This is a genomic window from Lysobacter spongiicola DSM 21749 (assembly GCF_900167055.1).
Classification (GTDB): Bacteria; Pseudomonadota; Gammaproteobacteria; order Xanthomonadales; family Xanthomonadaceae; genus Novilysobacter; species Novilysobacter spongiicola.
In genome coordinates this window covers 137,481-154,586 of the sequence record NZ_FUXP01000002.1, presented here as the reverse complement: position 1 = coordinate 154,586, position 17,106 = coordinate 137,481, and the positions used below count along the sequence as shown (strand labels likewise).

The 17,106-nt window shown below is 68.9% G+C and carries 13 protein-coding genes and 1 pseudogene; 6 read left to right on the top strand and 8 right to left on the bottom strand.

The window, feature by feature from the left end:
• Window positions 1-11: 11 nt before the first annotated feature.
• Together B5D37_RS04970 and B5D37_RS04965 are read right to left on the bottom strand one after the other, a co-directional pair.
• Window positions 12-557 (bottom strand): GNAT family N-acetyltransferase, encoded by a 546-nt coding sequence (locus B5D37_RS04970; RefSeq protein ID WP_078757601.1) that lies wholly within the window; start codon window positions 555-557, stop codon window positions 12-14.
• 64 nt (window positions 558-621) lie between these two features.
• A complete protein-coding gene (locus B5D37_RS04965; protein ID WP_078757600.1) occupies window positions 622-1,479 on the bottom strand; it encodes a 23S rRNA (adenine(2030)-N(6))-methyltransferase RlmJ in 858 nt (285 codons plus the stop codon).
• A 102-nt stretch (window positions 1,480-1,581) separates the two neighbouring features.
• Here B5D37_RS04965 and B5D37_RS04960 point away from each other — a divergent pair, with 102 nt between their 5' ends.
• The 6 genes and pseudogenes from B5D37_RS04960 to B5D37_RS04935 all read left to right on the top strand — a co-directional run bounded on the left by B5D37_RS04960 (window position 1,582) and on the right by B5D37_RS04935 (window position 9,490).
• Window positions 1,582-3,108, top strand: coding sequence for an OpgD/OpgG family glucan biosynthesis protein (locus B5D37_RS04960; RefSeq protein ID WP_143814151.1), 1,527 nt, complete (start codon window positions 1,582-1,584; stop codon window positions 3,106-3,108).
• A pseudogene (mdoH, locus tag B5D37_RS04955) lies at window positions 3,096-4,961 on the top strand (glucans biosynthesis glucosyltransferase MdoH); the annotation flags it as partial. The gene B5D37_RS04960 and the pseudogene mdoH, both read left to right, overlap by 13 nt.
• 184 nt (window positions 4,962-5,145) lie before the next feature.
• A complete protein-coding gene (gene creB / locus B5D37_RS04950; protein WP_078757599.1) occupies window positions 5,146-5,829 on the top strand; it encodes a two-component system response regulator CreB in 684 nt (227 codons plus the stop codon).
• Window positions 5,826-7,262 carry a two-component system sensor histidine kinase CreC gene (creC, locus tag B5D37_RS04945; RefSeq protein WP_078757598.1) on the top strand — a complete coding sequence of 479 codons (1,437 nt, stop codon included), beginning with the start codon at window positions 5,826-5,828 and terminating at the stop codon, window positions 7,260-7,262. Before creB ends, creC begins: the two co-directional genes overlap by 4 nt.
• Window positions 7,263-7,354: 92 nt before the next feature.
• Entirely contained in the window at window positions 7,355-8,698 is a 1,344-nt protein-coding gene (gene creD / locus B5D37_RS04940; RefSeq protein ID WP_078757597.1) for a cell envelope integrity protein CreD, read from the top strand.
• 138 nt (window positions 8,699-8,836) lie between these two features.
• Window positions 8,837-9,490, top strand: coding sequence for a GNAT family N-acetyltransferase (locus B5D37_RS04935; protein ID WP_234987713.1), 654 nt, complete (start codon window positions 8,837-8,839; stop codon window positions 9,488-9,490).
• 20 nt (window positions 9,491-9,510) lie between these two features.
• Here B5D37_RS04935 and B5D37_RS04930 read toward each other — a convergent pair whose 3' ends face one another.
• The 6 genes from B5D37_RS04930 to phoB all read right to left on the bottom strand — a co-directional run bounded on the left by B5D37_RS04930 (window position 9,511) and on the right by phoB (window position 17,077).
• Window positions 9,511-10,065, bottom strand: a complete 555-nt coding sequence (locus B5D37_RS04930; protein WP_234987712.1) for a phosphatase PAP2 family protein — start codon at window positions 10,063-10,065, stop codon at window positions 9,511-9,513.
• Window positions 10,022-11,200: a glycosyltransferase family 4 protein gene (locus B5D37_RS04925; protein ID WP_078757596.1), complete on the bottom strand. Its 1,179-nt coding sequence runs from the start codon at window positions 11,198-11,200 to the stop codon at window positions 10,022-10,024. The genes B5D37_RS04930 and B5D37_RS04925 overlap by 44 nt, the downstream gene beginning before the upstream one ends.
• A gap of 126 nt (window positions 11,201-11,326) precedes the next feature.
• Complete coding sequence (locus B5D37_RS04920) at window positions 11,327-12,853, bottom strand: Ppx/GppA phosphatase family protein (protein WP_143814149.1); 1,527 nt, start codon at window positions 12,851-12,853, stop codon at window positions 11,327-11,329.
• A gap of 13 nt (window positions 12,854-12,866) precedes the next feature.
• Entirely contained in the window at window positions 12,867-15,011 is a 2,145-nt protein-coding gene (ppk1, locus tag B5D37_RS04915; protein WP_078757595.1) for a polyphosphate kinase 1, read from the bottom strand.
• Window positions 15,008-16,342 (bottom strand): phosphate regulon sensor histidine kinase PhoR, encoded by a 1,335-nt coding sequence (phoR, locus tag B5D37_RS04910; RefSeq protein WP_078757594.1) that lies wholly within the window; start codon window positions 16,340-16,342, stop codon window positions 15,008-15,010. The genes ppk1 and phoR overlap by 4 nt, the downstream gene beginning before the upstream one ends.
• A 27-nt stretch (window positions 16,343-16,369) precedes the next feature.
• The gene (gene phoB, locus B5D37_RS04905; protein ID WP_078757593.1) at window positions 16,370-17,077 is read right to left on the bottom strand and encodes a phosphate regulon transcriptional regulator PhoB; all 708 of its coding nucleotides are present in this window, start codon (window positions 17,075-17,077) and stop codon (window positions 16,370-16,372) included.
• Window positions 17,078-17,106 lie beyond the last annotated feature (29 nt).

Below are 17,106 nucleotides of genomic sequence, written 5' to 3'. Positions count from 1 at the left end.
ACCCGTCGACCTCAGCCGCCGGGCTTGCCGTCCAGTTTCAGCACCACCCGGACCAGGCCGTCGCTCTGGGATTCGCGCTCGAAGCCCAGCGACTGCGCCAGCGACAGCATCGGCTGGTTGTGCTCGAAGACATCGCCGTAGAGGTACTCGAGCTTGCGGCTGCGCGCCCACTTGACCAGCCGGGTCATCAGGTAGCGCCCCAATCCCATGCCGGCGATGTAGCGGCTCACCAGGATGGCGAACTCGCCACCACGCCCGTCCGGGTCGACCAGCACCCGTGCGACCGCACCGACCAGTGCCTCGCCCGGGGGCAGCGGCTCCGCGGCGACGAGTGCGAACTCCGTTTTCGGGTTGACCTTGCTGAAGCGTTCGGCCATCTCCGGCGTGAGATCCCGCATCGCGTGCAGGAACCTTTGCCGCACCTCTTCGGGCTGCAACAACGGGAAGCCGGCGCGCAGGGGCTCGGCATCCTCGGGACGGATCGGACGGATCAGGAGTTCACGGCCGTTGGGCAAGCGTTGGCGCTCGTGCCAGGGCGGAAGACGTTCGCGTGCCATGGCCGGGATACTGGCACAGCAAATGTAAAGGCTTTCTTCATCTGCCGGCCGTACGCCGAAGCCGTCAGCGCGGTTCCGCCAGCCACTCGATCCGTGACGACGCACCTGCCTCGCCGAGCACGTCACGCAACGCCGGCAGCACGCCGCCAATGGACTGGTTGAGTTGCCACGGTGGATTGAGCACCACCATGCCGCTGCCATTCATCCGCAGTGGCGAGTCGTCGGGGTGCACCATGAGTTCCGCCAGCAGCGCGCCCTTGACGGGGAGCGTCGCCACGCGCCGGAAGAACGGCTGCAGGGACCGCCGCCGCTTGATCGGGTACCAGACCAGGTAACAGGCCTGGGGCCAGCGCGTCAGCGCATCGCGTATTGCGCCGATGATCCGGTCGAATTCTTCCAGCTGTGCTTCGTAGGGCGGATCGATCAGCACCAGTCCACGGTTGAACCGGGTCGTGCCGATGCGCGGCGGCAGAAGGGCCTTCATCGCTTCATAGCCGTCGCGCGCGTGCACGGCGACCCGCGGCTCGTCGGCGAAGTTCGATTTCAGTTGCGCCGCTTCCTCCGGCAGCAACTCGCAGGTGGCGATGCGGTCGTCTTCGCGCAGCGCATGCGCCAGCAGCCACGGCGAACCGGGGTAGCTGGCCTGCCCGTGCGTTGCCCGGCAGGCCCGGATGGCGGAGAGATAGCGGGCGACCAGCGGGTGCTTCGGTGCCTCGGCGAGCAGCCGGCCGATGCCACCCTCGGCTTCGCCGGTACGCTGGGCGGAGTTCCCGTCGAGCGCGTACAAGCCACGGCCAGCGTGCGTGTCCAGTGCGAATACGGGCGCCGGTTTGGCGGTCAGGGCATCGCAGGTCGCGAGCAGCACGATGTGCTTGAGCACGTCGGCGTGGTTGCCGGCGTGGAAGGCGTGGCGATAGTTCATGGCGACAGGTTACCGGCATCGACACCCGGCAGGGGCCTGTTTATCTGGCGCTAACGGGGCATTCCTAGAATGGCCGGTTTGCCGGCAACCCCGACCATTCCCATGAAGCGCCGAGAACTGCTCATCGCCGGAGTATCCGCGCCGATCGCCTTGCTGGCGGGTGTGGCGCTGCCTTGGTCGGCGTCGGCACGGGAGCGGCCCGTTCCATTCAACCCGGGCACGGTGCCAGCGATGGCGCGCGCACTGGCGGAGCAGGCGTTCGTGCCCGATCCACGGCGCGCCCCCGCCTGGCTGGAAGGGATCGGCTACGACGCCTATCGGGACATCCGCTTCGATCCTGCGCAGGCGCTGTGGCGCGACACGGGGCTCCCGTTCCAGGCCCAGTTTTTCCATCAGGGGTTCCTGTTCCGCGAACCGGTCGACATGTACGAGGTCGACGGCGGAGTGACCACCGCCGTCGGATACCGTCCGGAGATGTTCGATTTCGGTCCGGCCGTGGCCGATGCGGGTACGCGTGCCGCCGGCGCCGGGTTCGCCGGTTTCCGGCTGCATGCTCCGTTGAATCGCCCCGACTACTTCGACGAGGTCTGCGCGTTCCTGGGCGCCAGCTACTTCCGGGCGGTGGCCAAGGGGCAGGTCTACGGATTGTCGGCACGTGGGCTTGCCCTGCGCACGGCTGATCCGCGAGGGGAAGAGTTCCCCCGTTTCAAAACGTTCTGGATGGAGCGCCCGGCTCCCGGAGCGGATTCGATCGTGGTCCACGCCTTGATGGACGGCCCGAGTGCCGCGGGTGCGTTCCGCTTCGTGATCAGGCCCGGGGAAGAGACCCTCATCGATGTCACCGCGCGGGTGTTCCCGCGCGTCCACCTGGACGCGGCGGGCATCGCACCGCTGACCAGCATGTTCCAGTTCGACGCCGCCGACCGAGCCGGCATCGATGACTACCGCGATGCCGTGCACGATTCCGACGGTCTGGCGATCCATGATGCCTCCGGTGATGTCTCCTGGCGGGCGCTGCACAATCCCGCGTCGCTCCAGCACAGCACCTTCGATGGCGGGACACCCCGCGGGTTCGGGCTCATGCAGCGCAAGCGCGGGTTCTCCGACTACGGTGATGCGGAGGCGCGGTACGACCGGCGACCGAGCCTGTGGGTCGAGCCGCTGGATGACTGGGGGCAGGGCCGGGTGCATCTGGTCGAGATCCCGACTGCCGACGAGTACCAGGACAACATCGTCGCCTTCTGGCGCCCGCTGCGGCCTCTCCGTGCCGGCCGTGAACACCGCTTCGACTACCGCCTGCACTGGACCGATCGGCACCGCTGGAATCCCGCACTGGCCCGCGTGGTGCGCACGCGCATCGGCGCCGCGCCCGACGGGGCGCGACGGGTGGCGGTCGACCTGGAAGGCGGCACCGCGCTGGCGGCGGCTCCGGAGCCGGTCGCGCAGGTCGTCGCCGACACCGGGCACGTCGCCAACGTGGTTGCCCACCCGATGCCGGGCGAAGGCCGTTGGCGGATCAGCTTTGAAATGCAGCCGGGCGATGCCGACGTGGTCGAGATGCGGGCCCGCCTGGCCACGGCCGATGGCCGACCCTTATCCGAAAACTGGTTGTATCGATGGACGCGATGACAGCTTCGACCCCTCCGCCGGCGCCAGGCGCCGGTGTGCCCCTGCTCCCGCCGGAGACGCCGCTGGCAATGCCGGTGCAGTCCTTCGAAGAGGCTGCGCCGGCCCCGATGCGCTTGCCTGGCAGGCCCGCCGGTATCGAGCTGCGAAGGGCGTGGGTATTCGGCGGGACCGCCGGCCTCACCCTGCTGGCCACGGGGCAGTTGTGGTGGGCGCTGCGCGCGGGTGGCGTGGGGATCCTGGACTGGATCGGGCTGGTCCTGTTCGCGCTGCTGTTCGTCTGGGTCGCACAGAGCTTCGTCAGTGCGCTGGCCGGTTTCGCGCTGATCGTGCACGGCTATCGCCGTCCGGGCCGGCTCGGGGTGATCGACGCCGGGCCGCTGCCGCCGCTTGCCACGCGCACGGCGCTGCTGGTGCCGACGTACAACGAGGACCCCGAACGCCTCATGGCCGGCGTGCAGGCGATCTACGAATCCGTCGAGGCCACCCGGCAGCCGGAAGCGTTCGATTTCTTCGTCCTGAGCGATACCAACAAGCCGGATATCCGGGATCGCGAGCTTGCCGCCTTCCTCGCACTGCGCGAGCGGGTCGGTGGCCACGGGCGGCTGTTCTATCGCCATCGCAAGGACAACACCGAACGCAAGGCCGGGAACATCGCCGACTGGGTGCGCCGGTTCGGTGGTGCCTATCCGCACATGCTGATACTGGACGCGGACAGCCTGATGACCGGCAAGGCGGTGGTGCGGCTGGCGATGGCGATGGAGCGCAATCCGCGGGTCGCGCTGATCCAGACGCTGCCGGTGGTGGTCAACGGCAGTACCGTGTTCGCACGGATGCAGCAATTCGCCGGGCGCGTGTACGGCCCGGTGCTGGCCTATGGCAACGCCTGGTGGCACGGCACCGAGGGCAACTACTGGGGTCATAACGCGATCATCCGCACCGCCGCGTTCGCCGCCCATGCGGGCCTGCCGAAGTTGCCGGGGCGAAAACCGTTCGGCGGCAGCGTTTTGAGCCATGACTTCGTGGAGGCGGCGCTGATGCGGCGCGGCGGTTGGGCGCTGCACCTGGTGCCCGGCCTCGGCGGCAGCTATGAGGAGGGTCCGCCGTCTTTGACCGACATGCTGGTGCGGGATCGCCGCTGGTGCCAGGGCAACCTCCAGCACGCGGGCGTGCTGCCCGCGAAGGGCCTGCACTGGATCAGCCGCTGGCACCTGATGACCGGCATCGGCCACTACGCCACCGCGCCGCTGTGGGGCATGTTGATGGTCATCGGCCTGTTCATGACGATGGCCAACTCGGGCACGGTACCGGCGGGATGGCAGGTGCCGGATGAGACCGGCCGGTTCCTCTGGGTGTTCATGCTGACCATGCTCCTGCTGTTGGGGCCGAAGCTGCTGGGTTTCGTGTTGACCCTGGTCGACCCGTGGGCGCGTCGCAGCTGTGGCGGCGCCGTGCGCCTGACGCTGGGCCTGCTGCTGGAGACCCTGCTGACCACGCTGATGGCGCCGGTGACGATGTATGTGCAATCGCGCGGCGTCGCCGAGGTCCTGGCCGGACGCGACTCCGGCTGGGAGAGCCAGCGGCGCGACGACGGCACCCTGCCACTGTCGGGGCTGCTGCAGCGCTACGGCGGCGTGACCGCCTGGGGGCTGGCCGGGGCGGTCTGCAGCTATGCCATCTCGCCCGCGCTCGCGCTGTGGATGTTGCCGGTCCTGCTCGGCATGGTGCTCTCGATGCCGATCGTGGCGCTGACCTCGGCGCCGGACGCCGGTCGATGGCTACGCGACGTCGGTGTGTTCCGGACCCCGGAAGAAACGCTGCCGCCTCCGGTGCTGGCCCGGGCGCAGATGTTGCGCGGCACGCCGTGGTCGCCGCCGCCCGAAGTGCCGTTGCCATGGCTTTCGTCAGCCACGTGCCAGGTGTTCGCGTGGGCGATGGAGCGGGGCATGGCACTGCGGGCACGGCTGCAGGCGGCGCGGTAGCGGTCGTACCCGCCGCCTCGCTTATCCTGTCGCCCACACAAGTGGCAGGTAACCGCCCATGCCCCGAATCCTGCTGGTCGAAGACGAACCGGCCATCGCCGAAACCGTGGTGTATGCGCTGCGCGCCGAAGGCTTCGAAGCGGTGCACTGCCTGACCGGGCGGGCTGCGCTGGACGAAGCGGCACGCGGCGGCTTCGACCTCGCGGTGCTGGACGTCGGGCTGCCCGACATGGGCGGCTTCGCCCTGTGCCGGGAACTGCGGCGCGACGATGGCCTGCCGGTGATCTTCCTCACGGCGCAGGGCGCGGAGGCCGATCGCATCCTCGGGCTGGAGATCGGTGCGGACGACTACGTCACCAAGCCCTTCTCGCCACGCGAACTGGTGGCCCGTGTCCGGGTGGTGTTGCGGCGGGGACAGCGCACCGAACGTGGGGCGATGCGGGGATGTTTCGAACATGACGTGGAAGGTCGACGCATCCGCTTCCGCGGCCAACTGCTGGACCTGACCCGCTACGAATACGGCGTGTTGGCGGCGCTGCTGCACCGCCCCGGCGCTGTACTGTCGCGCGCGCAGTTGATGGATCGCGTCTGGGGCGACGCGCTCGAGAGCGGCGACCGCACCGTCGATACGCACGTCAAGACGATCCGCGCCAAGCTGCGCGAAGTCGATCCGGCCGCCGAATTCCTGCGCACCCACCGGGGGCTGGGCTATTCGGTCGACGCGGAGGGCGGCGCGGCGTGAGGATCGGGCTGCGCATCTTCCTGGGCTATTTCCTGATCGTGGCGCTGGCTGCCCTGCTGCTGGCCCAGGTATTCCTGGCCCAGGTGAAGCCGGGCGTGCGGCAGGCGATGGAAGACACCCTGGTGGATACCGCCAACGTGCTGGCGGAGCTGGCGACCGATGACTTCGAGGCGGGTCGGATCGACGACGGCCGCTTTGCCCACCGCGTGCGTGCGCTCGCCGAGCGGGACTTCGGTGCCGAGGTCTGGGGATTTGGCAAACGTGCCGCCAGCTACCGCGTCTACGTGACCGACGCGCAGGGCATTGTCCGGTTCGACAGCAGCGGCCGGGACGTCGGAGCCGACTATTCGCAGTGGAACGACGTCCACCTGACCCTGCGTGGCCGTTATGGCGCCCGGTCCAGTCCGGATCCGCGCAATCCGGAGTCGACGGTGATGCACGTCGCGGCGCCGATCCTCGACGATGCAGGGGCGGTCATCGGGGTGCTGACGGTGGCCAAGCCGAACAGCGCGATCAGTCCCTTCATCGAGCGCAGCCAGGCGGTGGTGCTTCGATGGGGCATGGTGCTGATGGGGGTGTCGCTGCTGGTGGGCCTGCTGGTGGCGTGGTGGCTGTCGCGACAGATCGGCAGGCTGCGCCAGTATGCCCACGCCGTCACCGCGGGCGAGCGGGCGGACGCGCCACGTGCGGCCGGCGAATTCGGCGAGCTCGGCCGCGCATTGGAGACGATGCGCACGCGCCTGGAAGGCAAGCAGTACGTCGAGCAGTACGTGCACACGTTGACGCACGAGATGAAGAGCCCGCTGGCGGCAATCCGCGGAAGTGCGGAACTGCTGGAGTCGCCCCTGCCCGAGGCCGACCGCAGGCACTTCGCGGGCAGCATCCGGACCCAGAGTGAGCGTCTTGCCCAGATGATCGACAAGCTGCTGGCGCTCGCTGCCGTCGAACACCGCCAGCGCATCGACGCCATTCCACTCAGGCTCGACCTGCTGGTCCGGGAGGTGGAGGCGCTGTGCGAGCCGCGGCTGGAGGCGGCCTCGGTGCGGCTCGAGTCGAAGATCACGGATGCACCGGTCGTCGCCGGCGACGCCTTCCTGCTGCGCCAGGCGATCGCCAACCTGGTCGAGAATGCAATCGATTTCGCGCCTGCCGGGAGCAAGGTGAAGGTCGAGCTGTCATCGGCGACCGCGGATGGCGAGGGCGAAGTGGTGCTGGAAGTCGCCGATGAAGGCCCCGGTGTGCCCGACTATGCCTTGCCGCGCGTCTTCGAGCGCTTTTTCTCATTGCCTCGCCCACGCGGGGGCAGCCGGAGCAGCGGGCTTGGACTGTGCTTCGTCGCCGAAGTGGCGGCCCTGCACGGTGGGCGGGCCACGCTCGGAAACCGCGATGGCGGCGGGGCGGTGGCCCGCCTGCACCTGCCACTCCACGCGTAGTCCGCGCGCTTCACCCCCGCTTCACCGTCGCGCCATCGTCGCCGCACCCCGGCTGGCGATCCTGTCGGCCGTTGCCCTGACAGGAGTATGAAATGCGGCTTTGGCTGAAGGTGCTGGTGGTACTGGGAATGACGTTGGCGGTGCTGGTTCCGCTGACGATGGTGCGTGGCGTGATCAACGAACGACAGCAGTACCGCGCCGAAGCAGTGGCGACGGTCGCGCGCAGCAACGCGGGGCAGCAGTCGTTCGCCGGCCCGGTGCTGGTGGTGCCGTTCCGGGAGACGGTGGAGGTCGAGGAAGCCGACGCCAATGGTGTCCTGCGCACGGTCAAGCGCGTGCGCGACGACCGATGGACGTTCTTCCCCGACGAACTCGCGGTCACCGGTGACCTGGAGCCGGGCATGAGGCGCAGTGGCCTATACGAGGTGCCCGTCTACGAATGGGAAGCGGTGGCGCAGGCCACCTTCGAAATCGCCATTCCTTCCGAGACCGATCCCTCGGCGACGCGGCGGGTGGGCGTGCCGTACCTGAGCTACGCGATCGGCGACGTCCGCGGGCTGATCGGTTCAAAGCTCGAGGTGGACGGCCGCCCGGTCGCGCTCGAGCAGGGGCAGGGCTACCGCAACGCCGAGGGCGTGCACGTCCTCCTCCCCGGACTGGCTGCCGGGCGTACCCACCGCATCGACACCCGTTTGCAGTTCACCCTGGCCGGGACCGAACGGCTGGAGGTGTTGCCGCTGGGCACGCAGAACCGCATCGCGCTGTCGTCCAGCTGGCCGCATCCCAGCTTCGGCGGCACGTCGCCCCGGACCCGGGACATCAGTGCCGACGGGTTCCGCGCGGAATGGGAGATCCCCGGCCTGGCGAGCAACGCCCAGCAGCGCTTCCTGATGCTCACCGCCCGCTCCGACGCCAGTGGGGTGCCGCCGCTGTCGGAAGATGCGTTGAGCGTGTCGCTGGTCGAGCCGGTCGACATCTATGCCAAGACCGACCGCGCCAGCAAGTACGGCATCCTGTTCGTGCTGCTGACCTTCGTCGGGTTCTTCATCTTCGAGCTGACCAAGCAACTGCCGATCCACCCGATCCAGTACGGCCTGGTCGGCCTGGCGCTGGCGATCTTCTTCCTGTTGCTGCTGAGCCTGAGCGAGCACATCGACTTCGGCTGGGCCTACCTCGTGGCAGCGGGTGCCTGCATCGGGCTGATCGCCTTCTACCTGACGGCAGTGCTGCAGAGCCTGGGCCGAGCTCTGGGGTTCGCCGGCATGCTGGCAATGCTCTACGCGGCGCTCTACGGATTGCTGGTCTCGGAGGACAACGCACTGGTGCTGGGCGCGGGCCTGCTGTTCGTGATCCTGGCAGGCCTGATGACGATCACGCGCCGGGTCGACTGGTACCGGATCGGAGCGGCACGGCCGGCGGTGTCGCCGCCGGCCTGACCATCACGGTGCTTGAATGCGGCCGCGGCCACCCTCCGGTGGTCGCGGCCCTGCGTCCTGAAGTGGGCGCTAACCCCGTTGATCCTGTTCATCGACTCCAGCAGCGCCCATGTCGCCCGACCTACGATGCAGCACGCCATGAATCCCCTGACGATGACCGAGGACCGCCGGGCCGGCCATCCCTCCACCCGCATCGTGGGGGTCCGGACCGTGGTCGGAACTGCGATCGGCGAGTTCCGAGACGACATCCTCGAGCTCCGCGCCCGGGTGCTGGCCGGCTGGCCGTACCTGTGGGATGGCGCCAGCCCGCTGGAAGGTCCGCAGACACTGCAGGCATGCCTGGACTCCTGGCGGAGCGTGGCGGTGCTCGCGTTCGATGGGGACACGCTGGTCGGCGCGGCCACCGGGCTCCCCTTGGCCGATGACGGCCGCGAGTGGCGCGAGGCTGCGCTCGGGGCCGGGATCGACCCCTCGCGCATCTTCCACTTCAGCGGATCGGTGCTGCTGCCGGCCTACCGCGGCCGCGGACTCGGACATCGCTTCTTCGACGAGCGGGAGTCGCACGCCCGCATCATCGGAGGGTTCGACCTGACGGCCTTCTGGGCCGTCGAACGTGAGCCCGACCATCCGCGCAGGCCGCCGTTCGGCCGCGGGCACGATGGCTTCTGGCACAAGCGCGGTTATTCCCCGCGGCCACGGATGGCGATGGACCGCGGCTGGTCCGAAGAGGGCGCTGGAGTGGTGGCGCACCCGATGGCCTGCTGGGCCAGGCCGCTGGAGCGCGCGCGCTGAGAGATCCCGTCGGCGTTGCGTCAGGCGAGCGCCAACCACGGCGAGACCACCCACAGCGAAAGGCCTGCCAACGCCGAGCCGATGATGGTCGCGGCCAGCACGTCGCTCGGATAGTGCAGGCCCAGCACCACGCGTGACACCGCCACACAGGCGGTGAATGGCAACACCAGCCAGGCCACCCACGGCACGTGCGCAACGGCGACCACGCTGAAGGCCACTGCATGGAGCGTATGCCCGGAGGGGAAACTGAACTCGTCCAGCGGCGCCACCCATGCCCGGATGCCGAGGTCCGCGGCGAACGGGCGGGGCCGCCGGGTCCACCGCTTGAGCAGCTTGTAGAGACCGAGTGCGATGGCTCCGGTAGCGGCGAGGTGTGCCGAGGCCACCAGACCTGCCATGCCTTCCAGCACGACCAGCGCCGCCATCAGTGCATACCAGAACATCCCGTCGCCGAGGCGGCTGACGACGGCAAAAAAACCACGGGTGGGGCGGCCCCGGCAGATCCGGTTGAGCCGGACGCACCAGCCCGACTCAGCGTCGACGAAGCGCTTGTGCAGCGGGATGCGGTAGCTCACGGCAGGCTCCGGGGAGGTGGGAGAGGATCGCATCGAAGTCCGCGGCCACCCGTGCGGGTTCCAGCCCGGCGACGGCGGCGCGGCACAGGGCCACCTGCGCCGCCCGCTGTTGCCCGTCCATGGCAGCGAGGGCGAGTGCACTGCGTTCGGCGATGGCCAGGAATCCGGCTTCGTCGCCTACCGCTGCCGTGCCACCAGCCGGCCCCTCCGGCAGGTGTTCCGCGGCGGCGCCGTAGTCGAAGGCCACGGTCGGCACCCCGCTCGCAAGGGCCTCCAGGGTGACATTGCCGAAAGTCTCGGTGGCACTGGGAAACAGGAACAGGTCGGCGCTCGCGTAGTGCCTGGAAAGCTCCGCGCCACGCTGCACGCCGCAGAAGATGAAGTCCGGATTGGCTGTCTCCAGTGCGGCACGCGAGGGACCATCGCCGACCCAGACGAACCGGGCGGAAGGCAGCCGCTGCTGTATCCGCCGGAAACTCCGCACGGCGAGATCGAGGTTCTTCTCCGCCGCGAGCCGGCCGACATGAATCACCACCGGGTCCCTCGGGCCGACACCCCAGCAGGCGCGCAGCGTGGCGTCGCGATGGCGGGGATGGAACGCGGCCGAATCCACCGCCCGTGGCAGGCGCCGGACCTTTCGGAACCCTGCCTGGTCGAGCTGGTGCAACAGCTCCACCGTCGGTACCAGGGTGGCCTGGCCACGGTTGTGGAAGCGCCGCATCCATGCCAGCGCCACCGGGGCGAGCAAGGGCGCGCCGTAATCATGCATGTAGCGATCGAAGCGGGTGTGGAAGCCGGTTGCCACCGGGATGCGCAGGCGCAGCGCCGCCCGCAGGGCCGCCCATCCCAGCGGCCCTTCAGTGGCGATGTAGATCGCATCGGGGCGCGCGCGCTGCCAGTGCGTCCGGAGTGCGGCCGGCCGGACCCATCCGAGCCGGAGGCCGGGGTAGCGCGGCAGGCTGGAGCCCCTGGTCAGCCACTCATGCGCGGCTGCGCGATCCGCCGTCTGCTGGCGTGGCCGGACCAGATCGACTTCGTGCCCACGGGCCCGCAAACCCGTTTCCAGGGCACGCACCGTCAACGCGACGCCGTTGACTTCCGGCGGGTAGGTTTCGGTGACGATCGCGTAGCGCATGCACGCACCCCTTTGTGGTCATGCGCAGGGTGCGGCGACAGGGTGTAGGCCGGGTTACAGGACGATGACGGTGCGGTGACACGTGCTCCGGCAGCAGGTGCCCCGGCAGCCGTGTGCCGGCAGGACTCAGGCGGTGCCGATCTGCAGGCGCACGCCGAGTGCCGCCATGCCCTGCGGCTCGCCTTCCAGGTCGGCACGAAGCAGGGGGCGCGCCTCAAGCCACTGGCGATCGAGCAACAGCGCCAGCGAGCCGTCGCCGGCGCGGGCATCCAGCCGCGGGATCGGGTCGCCCTCGTGGGCCCGGTGCATCAGTACCGCCAGGCGTAGCAGCGCCGACAGATGCCGCGCCGATGGCAACAACCGGTCGGGCAGCGCGTCAAAGGCGGTCTTCGGGACCTTCCGGCGATGGGTGCGGACGAGTGCCGCGAGGAACTGTTGCTGCTGGCGGGAGAACCCTTCGATGTCGGTGTGTTCCACCACGTACGCGCCATGCACCTGGTACTGGCTGTGGGCGATGGTGAGGCCGAGTTCGTGCAATCTCGCAGCGCGCACGAGCATCAGGCGGTCGTCGGCGTCCAGTTGCCAAGGTTCGGCGACCTGGTCAAACAGGTGCAGCGCGGTGACCTCGACACGCTCGGCCTGCGCCTTGTCGATGCCGTAGCGCTGCATCAGCGCCGCGACCGCCGCGTCGCGCGGATCGTCCGCGCCACCCCGGCCGAGCATGTCGTACAGCACGCCTTCGCGCATTGCCGCCTTGCTGATCATGAGCCGCTGCAGACCGAGCGCGTCGAAGGCGGCCTCGAGGATCAGCAGGCCACCGGCAATGATCGGTTTGCGGTCGGCGGAGAGCCCGGGCAGGTCGATCTGCTCGATGGTGCGGGCCTGGAGCAGCCGGTCGCGCACGTGCGGCAGGGCATCGGCGATGACCGCGCCCTTGGTGAGCTTCATGGCGGCGCAGATCTCACCAATGGCCTTGTTGGTGCCCGAAGACCCCAGTGCGTCGTCCCAGCCGAGTGCGCGATAGGCGGCTGCGAACTGCTGGAATTCGGCAGTGACTTCGGTCAGGGCCTCGTCCCAGCGCCGGCGGCTGAGCTTGCCGTCACCAAAGAAACGACGGGTGGTGGCGACACAGCCCAGTTGCAGGCTCTCGCGTTCGATCGCATCGAAGCCGCTGCCGATGATGCACTCGGTGGAGCCGCCACCGATGTCGATGACCAGGCGCAGGCGGTCGGGCTTGGACGGTTGCGCATGGGCCACCCCGAGGTAGACCAGTCGCGCCTCCTCGCGGCCGGAAACCACTTCGATGCCGTGCCCCAGTGCGCTCTCGGCCGGCATCAGGAACGCCTGCGGCGCGGCGAGCCGGCGCACGGTGTTGGTGGCCAACGCGCGGACCCGTTGTGGCGGGATGTCACGGATGCGCTGGCCGAAGCGGGCGAGGCACTCGAACGCGCGTTGGCGCACTTCGGCCGACAGGCCCCCGCGCGCATCCAGCCCCTCGGCCAGGCGCACGGTTTCGCGCAACCTGTCGACCACGCGCAACTGTCCCAGCAGCGATTGCGCCACCACCATGTGGAAGCTGTTGGAGCCCAGGTCGACGGCGGCGAGCAGGTCGCCGTCCTGCAGCGGCATGGCGGCGGTGGGGAAGTCGGTCATCGTGGCGCGCGCCTCATCCGCACAGCTTCGCCAGCAACGACGCCTGGGCGGAATGCGGTACCGACTCCTCCGGCACGCGCTCGTAGCGGCCATCCTCCTTCAGCATCCAGGCGTTGAGGTTGTCGTCGAGGTAGTTGGACAAGGCCTCGTCGTGGGCGCGCTCGGCCACGTCCGGGTCCAGGAGCGGGAAGCAGGTTTCCACGCGGCGCAGCAGGTTGCGTTCCAACCAGTCCGCGCTGGCACAGAAGATCTCCGGCCGCCCGTCGTTGCCGAACCAGTAGATGCGCGAGTGCTCCAGGAAGCGTCCGACGATCGAGCGCACGCGGATGTTCTCGCTGATGCCCGCCACGCCCGGCCGCAAGGTGCAGGCGCCACGCACGATGAGGTCGATCTCCACCCCCGCCTGGGAAGCCCGGTAGAGGGCGCGGATCACACGCGGTTCGTTCAGGGCATTCATCTTGGCCACGATCCGTCCCGGGCGCCCATCGCGCGCCAGTGCGGTTTCGCGGTCGATCCGTTGGAGCACGCCGGCGTGCAGGGTGAAAGGCGCCTGCAGCATGCGCTTGAGCCCCAGTTGCGGCGCCAGCCCGGACAACTGCTGGAAGATCAGGTGCACGTCGTCGCCGATGTCGGGATCGGCGGTGAACAACCCCAGGTCGGTGTAGGCCCGGGCGGTGCCGGCGTGGTAGTTGCCGGTGCCCAAGTGCACGTAGCGCCGCAAACGGCTGCCCTCGCGCCGCACCACCAGCAACATCTTGGCGTGGGTCTTGTAGCCGACGACGCCGTACACCACCTGCACGCCGGCCTCCTGCAGCCGGTCTGCGAAGCCCAGGTTGGCCTCTTCGTCGAACCGCGCGCGCAGCTCGACCACCACGGTGACGTCCTTGCCGTTGCGGGCGGCCTGGATGAGCGCCTCGACGATCTGCGAATCCTTGCCGGAGCGGTAGAGCGTCTGCTTGATGGCGAGGACGTGCGGGTCTTCCGCCGCCTGGCGCAGCATGTCCACCACCGGTGCGAAGCCGTCGAAGGGGTGGTGCAGCAGCACGTCGCCCTTGGCGACGGTCTCGAACATCGCGTCGCTGCCCTTCAGTTGCCGGGGCTGGAAGGGCGGGAACTTCAGGTCCGCGCGCTGCACCAGGTCGTAGACCTGGATCACGCGGTTGAGGTTCACCGGCCCGTTGATGCGATAGACGGCGTTCTCGCCGAGATCGAAGTTCTCCAGCAGGGTGCGCACGATCGCATCCGGACACTGCTCGGCGATCTCCAGCCGCACCGCACGCAGGTAGCCACGCCCGACCAGCTCGTCGCGCAGCGCAAGGGCGATGTTGTCGACCTCCTCCTCGTCGACCAGCAGCTCCGAGTTCCGAGTGACGCGGAACTGGTATGCGCCCTTGACCTCCATGCCGGGGAACAACTCGTCCACGAAGGTCGAGAGCACCGCGGACAGGAATACGAAGTCGTGCGGGCCGCCGCTGATCTCTTCGGGGATCGGGATGATCCGCGGCAGCGAGCGTGGTGCCCGGACGATCGCCAGGTTGCCGCTGCGGCCGAATGCGTCGCGGCCATGCAGCACCACCACGATGTTCAGCGACTTGTTGAGGATCTTGGGGAACGGGTGCGCAGGATCCAGGCCCAGCGGCGACAGCACCGGCATGATCTCGTCGCGGAAGTAGGTGCGCAGCCACTCGGTCTGCGCGGGATTCCAGCTGTCGCGCCCGAGCACCCGCACGCCGGCCTCGTTCAACCTGGGTCGCAGTACGTCATTCCAGCAGTGGTACTGCGCCTCGACCAGTTCGGCGGCGCGGTCGTGGATGCGCGACAGCACGGTTGCAGGGGAGAGGCCGTCGGCGCCGGGGACCAGCCCGAGGTCCTGCGCGTGTCGCAGGGTACCGGCGCGGATCTCGAAGAACTCGTCCAGGTTGGTGCAACTGATGCACAGGTATCGCAAGCGCTCCAGCAACGGCACCTTGTCGTCCTGCGCCTGGGCCAGCACGCGGAAGTTGAAATCCAGCTGCGAGAGCTCGCGGTTGAAGTAGAGCGCCGGGTCCCGAATCGGATCCTGCCTCGTGCCGTCGCTGTAGAGCCCCGCGTCCAGCGGTGCCAGGTCCGGGCCGGTGTGGGGTGCGGAAGGCGTGCCGGGTGCGACAGGGGGGCTCATGCATGCTTCTCCAGCATTGGGCCGCCGTTCTCGCGGGTGCGAACGCGATCGGCGGTGAAATGGCAGGCGAACATGCTGCCACGTCCGACTTCGCTGCGGACCTCGAGACGTGCCTGGTGCAGGTTGAGCACGTGCTTGACGATCGCCAGCCCGAGGCCGGTGCCGCCGCTTTCCCGCGACCGGCTGGTGGACACGCGGTAGAAGCGTTCGGTCAGGCGGGGCAGGTGGGTCGCTGGAATGCCGTAGCCGCTGTCCTGCACTTCCAGGGCGGCGCCTCCACCGGGGAGGCGGCACAGGCGGATCCTGATCGTGCCGCCGGCTGGCGTATAGCGGATCGCATTGCTGACGAGGTTGGAAAACGCGCTGTGCAGTTCCCGGGTCGAGCCCCACAGGTCCACGGCCGCTTCGTCCTCGATGCTGACCTGGTGCCGGCCCTGGCTCAGGGCGTTGGCCTCCCGGCCCAGCGCATGCAGCATCGGCGCCATCGCCACGGTCTCGGCGCCTGGCAGTGCGTCCTGGGATTCCAGCCGGGACAGCGTCAGCAAGTCCTCCACCAGTTGGGCCATGCGCTGCGACTGCGTCTGCATTTCCTTCAGCATCGGCTTCCATTCCGGATGCTCGTCGCCGTCCATCATGTCCAGGTAGCCGTGCACCACCGTCAACGGCGTTCGCAGTTCGTGCGAGACATTGGCGACGAAATCCCTGCGCATCTGTTCCAGCGCGAGCAGCCGGCTGACATCGCGGGCCACCAGCAGCCAGAGGTTCTCCGAGTACGGGATCAGGCGCAGGCTCAGCGTTGCGGACGGGTCGAGCGGGGACGCGATCTCCAGTGGCTCGGCGTTGCGCCCCGCTGCGAGCCAGTGCGCCAGCGGCAAGGGTTGCAGGCGTTCCACCAGCGAAGCCCCCACATCACGCGGATACTGCAGCCCCAGCAGGGGCCCGCCGGACTCGTTGAACCACAGGATCCGCTGGGTGTTCCTGTCGACCACAACGACCGCGTCCGGCAGCGCAGCAGCCACGGCGCGATAGGCACGCAACATTTCGATCAGGCGGCGCTTGCGCCCGCGCATCTCGGATTGTCCCCGGTGGAGCAGGCGATCGAGCTCATTCCAGACACCCGATCCCGTCGGTGCCTTGGCCCGGCGCCGGCTGGTCAGGCGATCCAGCAGCTTACGAAGCCGCCAGTAGTGCCACGCCAGGATGCCGAGTGCGGTAAGGGTGATGACCGGCCACGGGTGGCCCAGCAGGAGGCCGACCGCCGTCGCAGCGGCCAGGACAAGGATGAGCAGGCCAAGCGTGCGAAGCCAGGCGGTACGGACGCGTGGGGACATGGGGCAAGTATGGATGCGGGCCGGCGCTCAGGCATCCATCGCCGCGGAAAAGCGGTAGCCACTCCCCCTGACGGTCTGGATCATCCCGTCGAGCGCGTACGGTTCCAGTGTCTTGCGCAAACGCCGGATGTGCACGTCGACGGTGCGTTCTTCGACGTAGACGCTGCCGCCCCATACGTGGTCGAGCAGCTGCGAGCGCGAATACACGCGTTCGGGATGGGTCATGAAGAAGTGCAGCAGGCGGTATTCGGTGGGGCCGATCTGGATCGGCTGGTCGTCTCCGTCGACCCGGGCGAAGACGCGGTGGGCGGCGCCGTCGATGCGAAGGCCGCCGGCGCCGACGCTGCCGTCCTCGTCATCCTCCCGCGAGCGCCGCAGCACCGCGCGGATCCGCGCCAGCAGCTCGCGCGCCGAGAACGGCTTGACCACGTAGTCGTCGACCCCGGCCTCGAGGCCGCCCACGCGATCGTTTTCCTCTCCGCGGGCCGTCAGCATGATGATCGGGACCTCGCGCGTCAGCGGATCCTTGCGCCAGCGCCGGGCCAGCTCGAGGCCGCTGGTGCCCGGCAGCATCCAGTCCAGCAGGATCAGGTCGGGGACACGGTCGGCGATGGAGGCCTGGGCCTCGCGGGCATCCCCCGCATGGCTCGGTTCGTACTCGCCCTTGCGCAGGGCGAACGCCACCATGTCGCGGATGGCCGGCTCGTCTTCGACAATCAGTATTCGCTTCTGCACGTATCACCAGGGGCAGGGACCGGGATGTC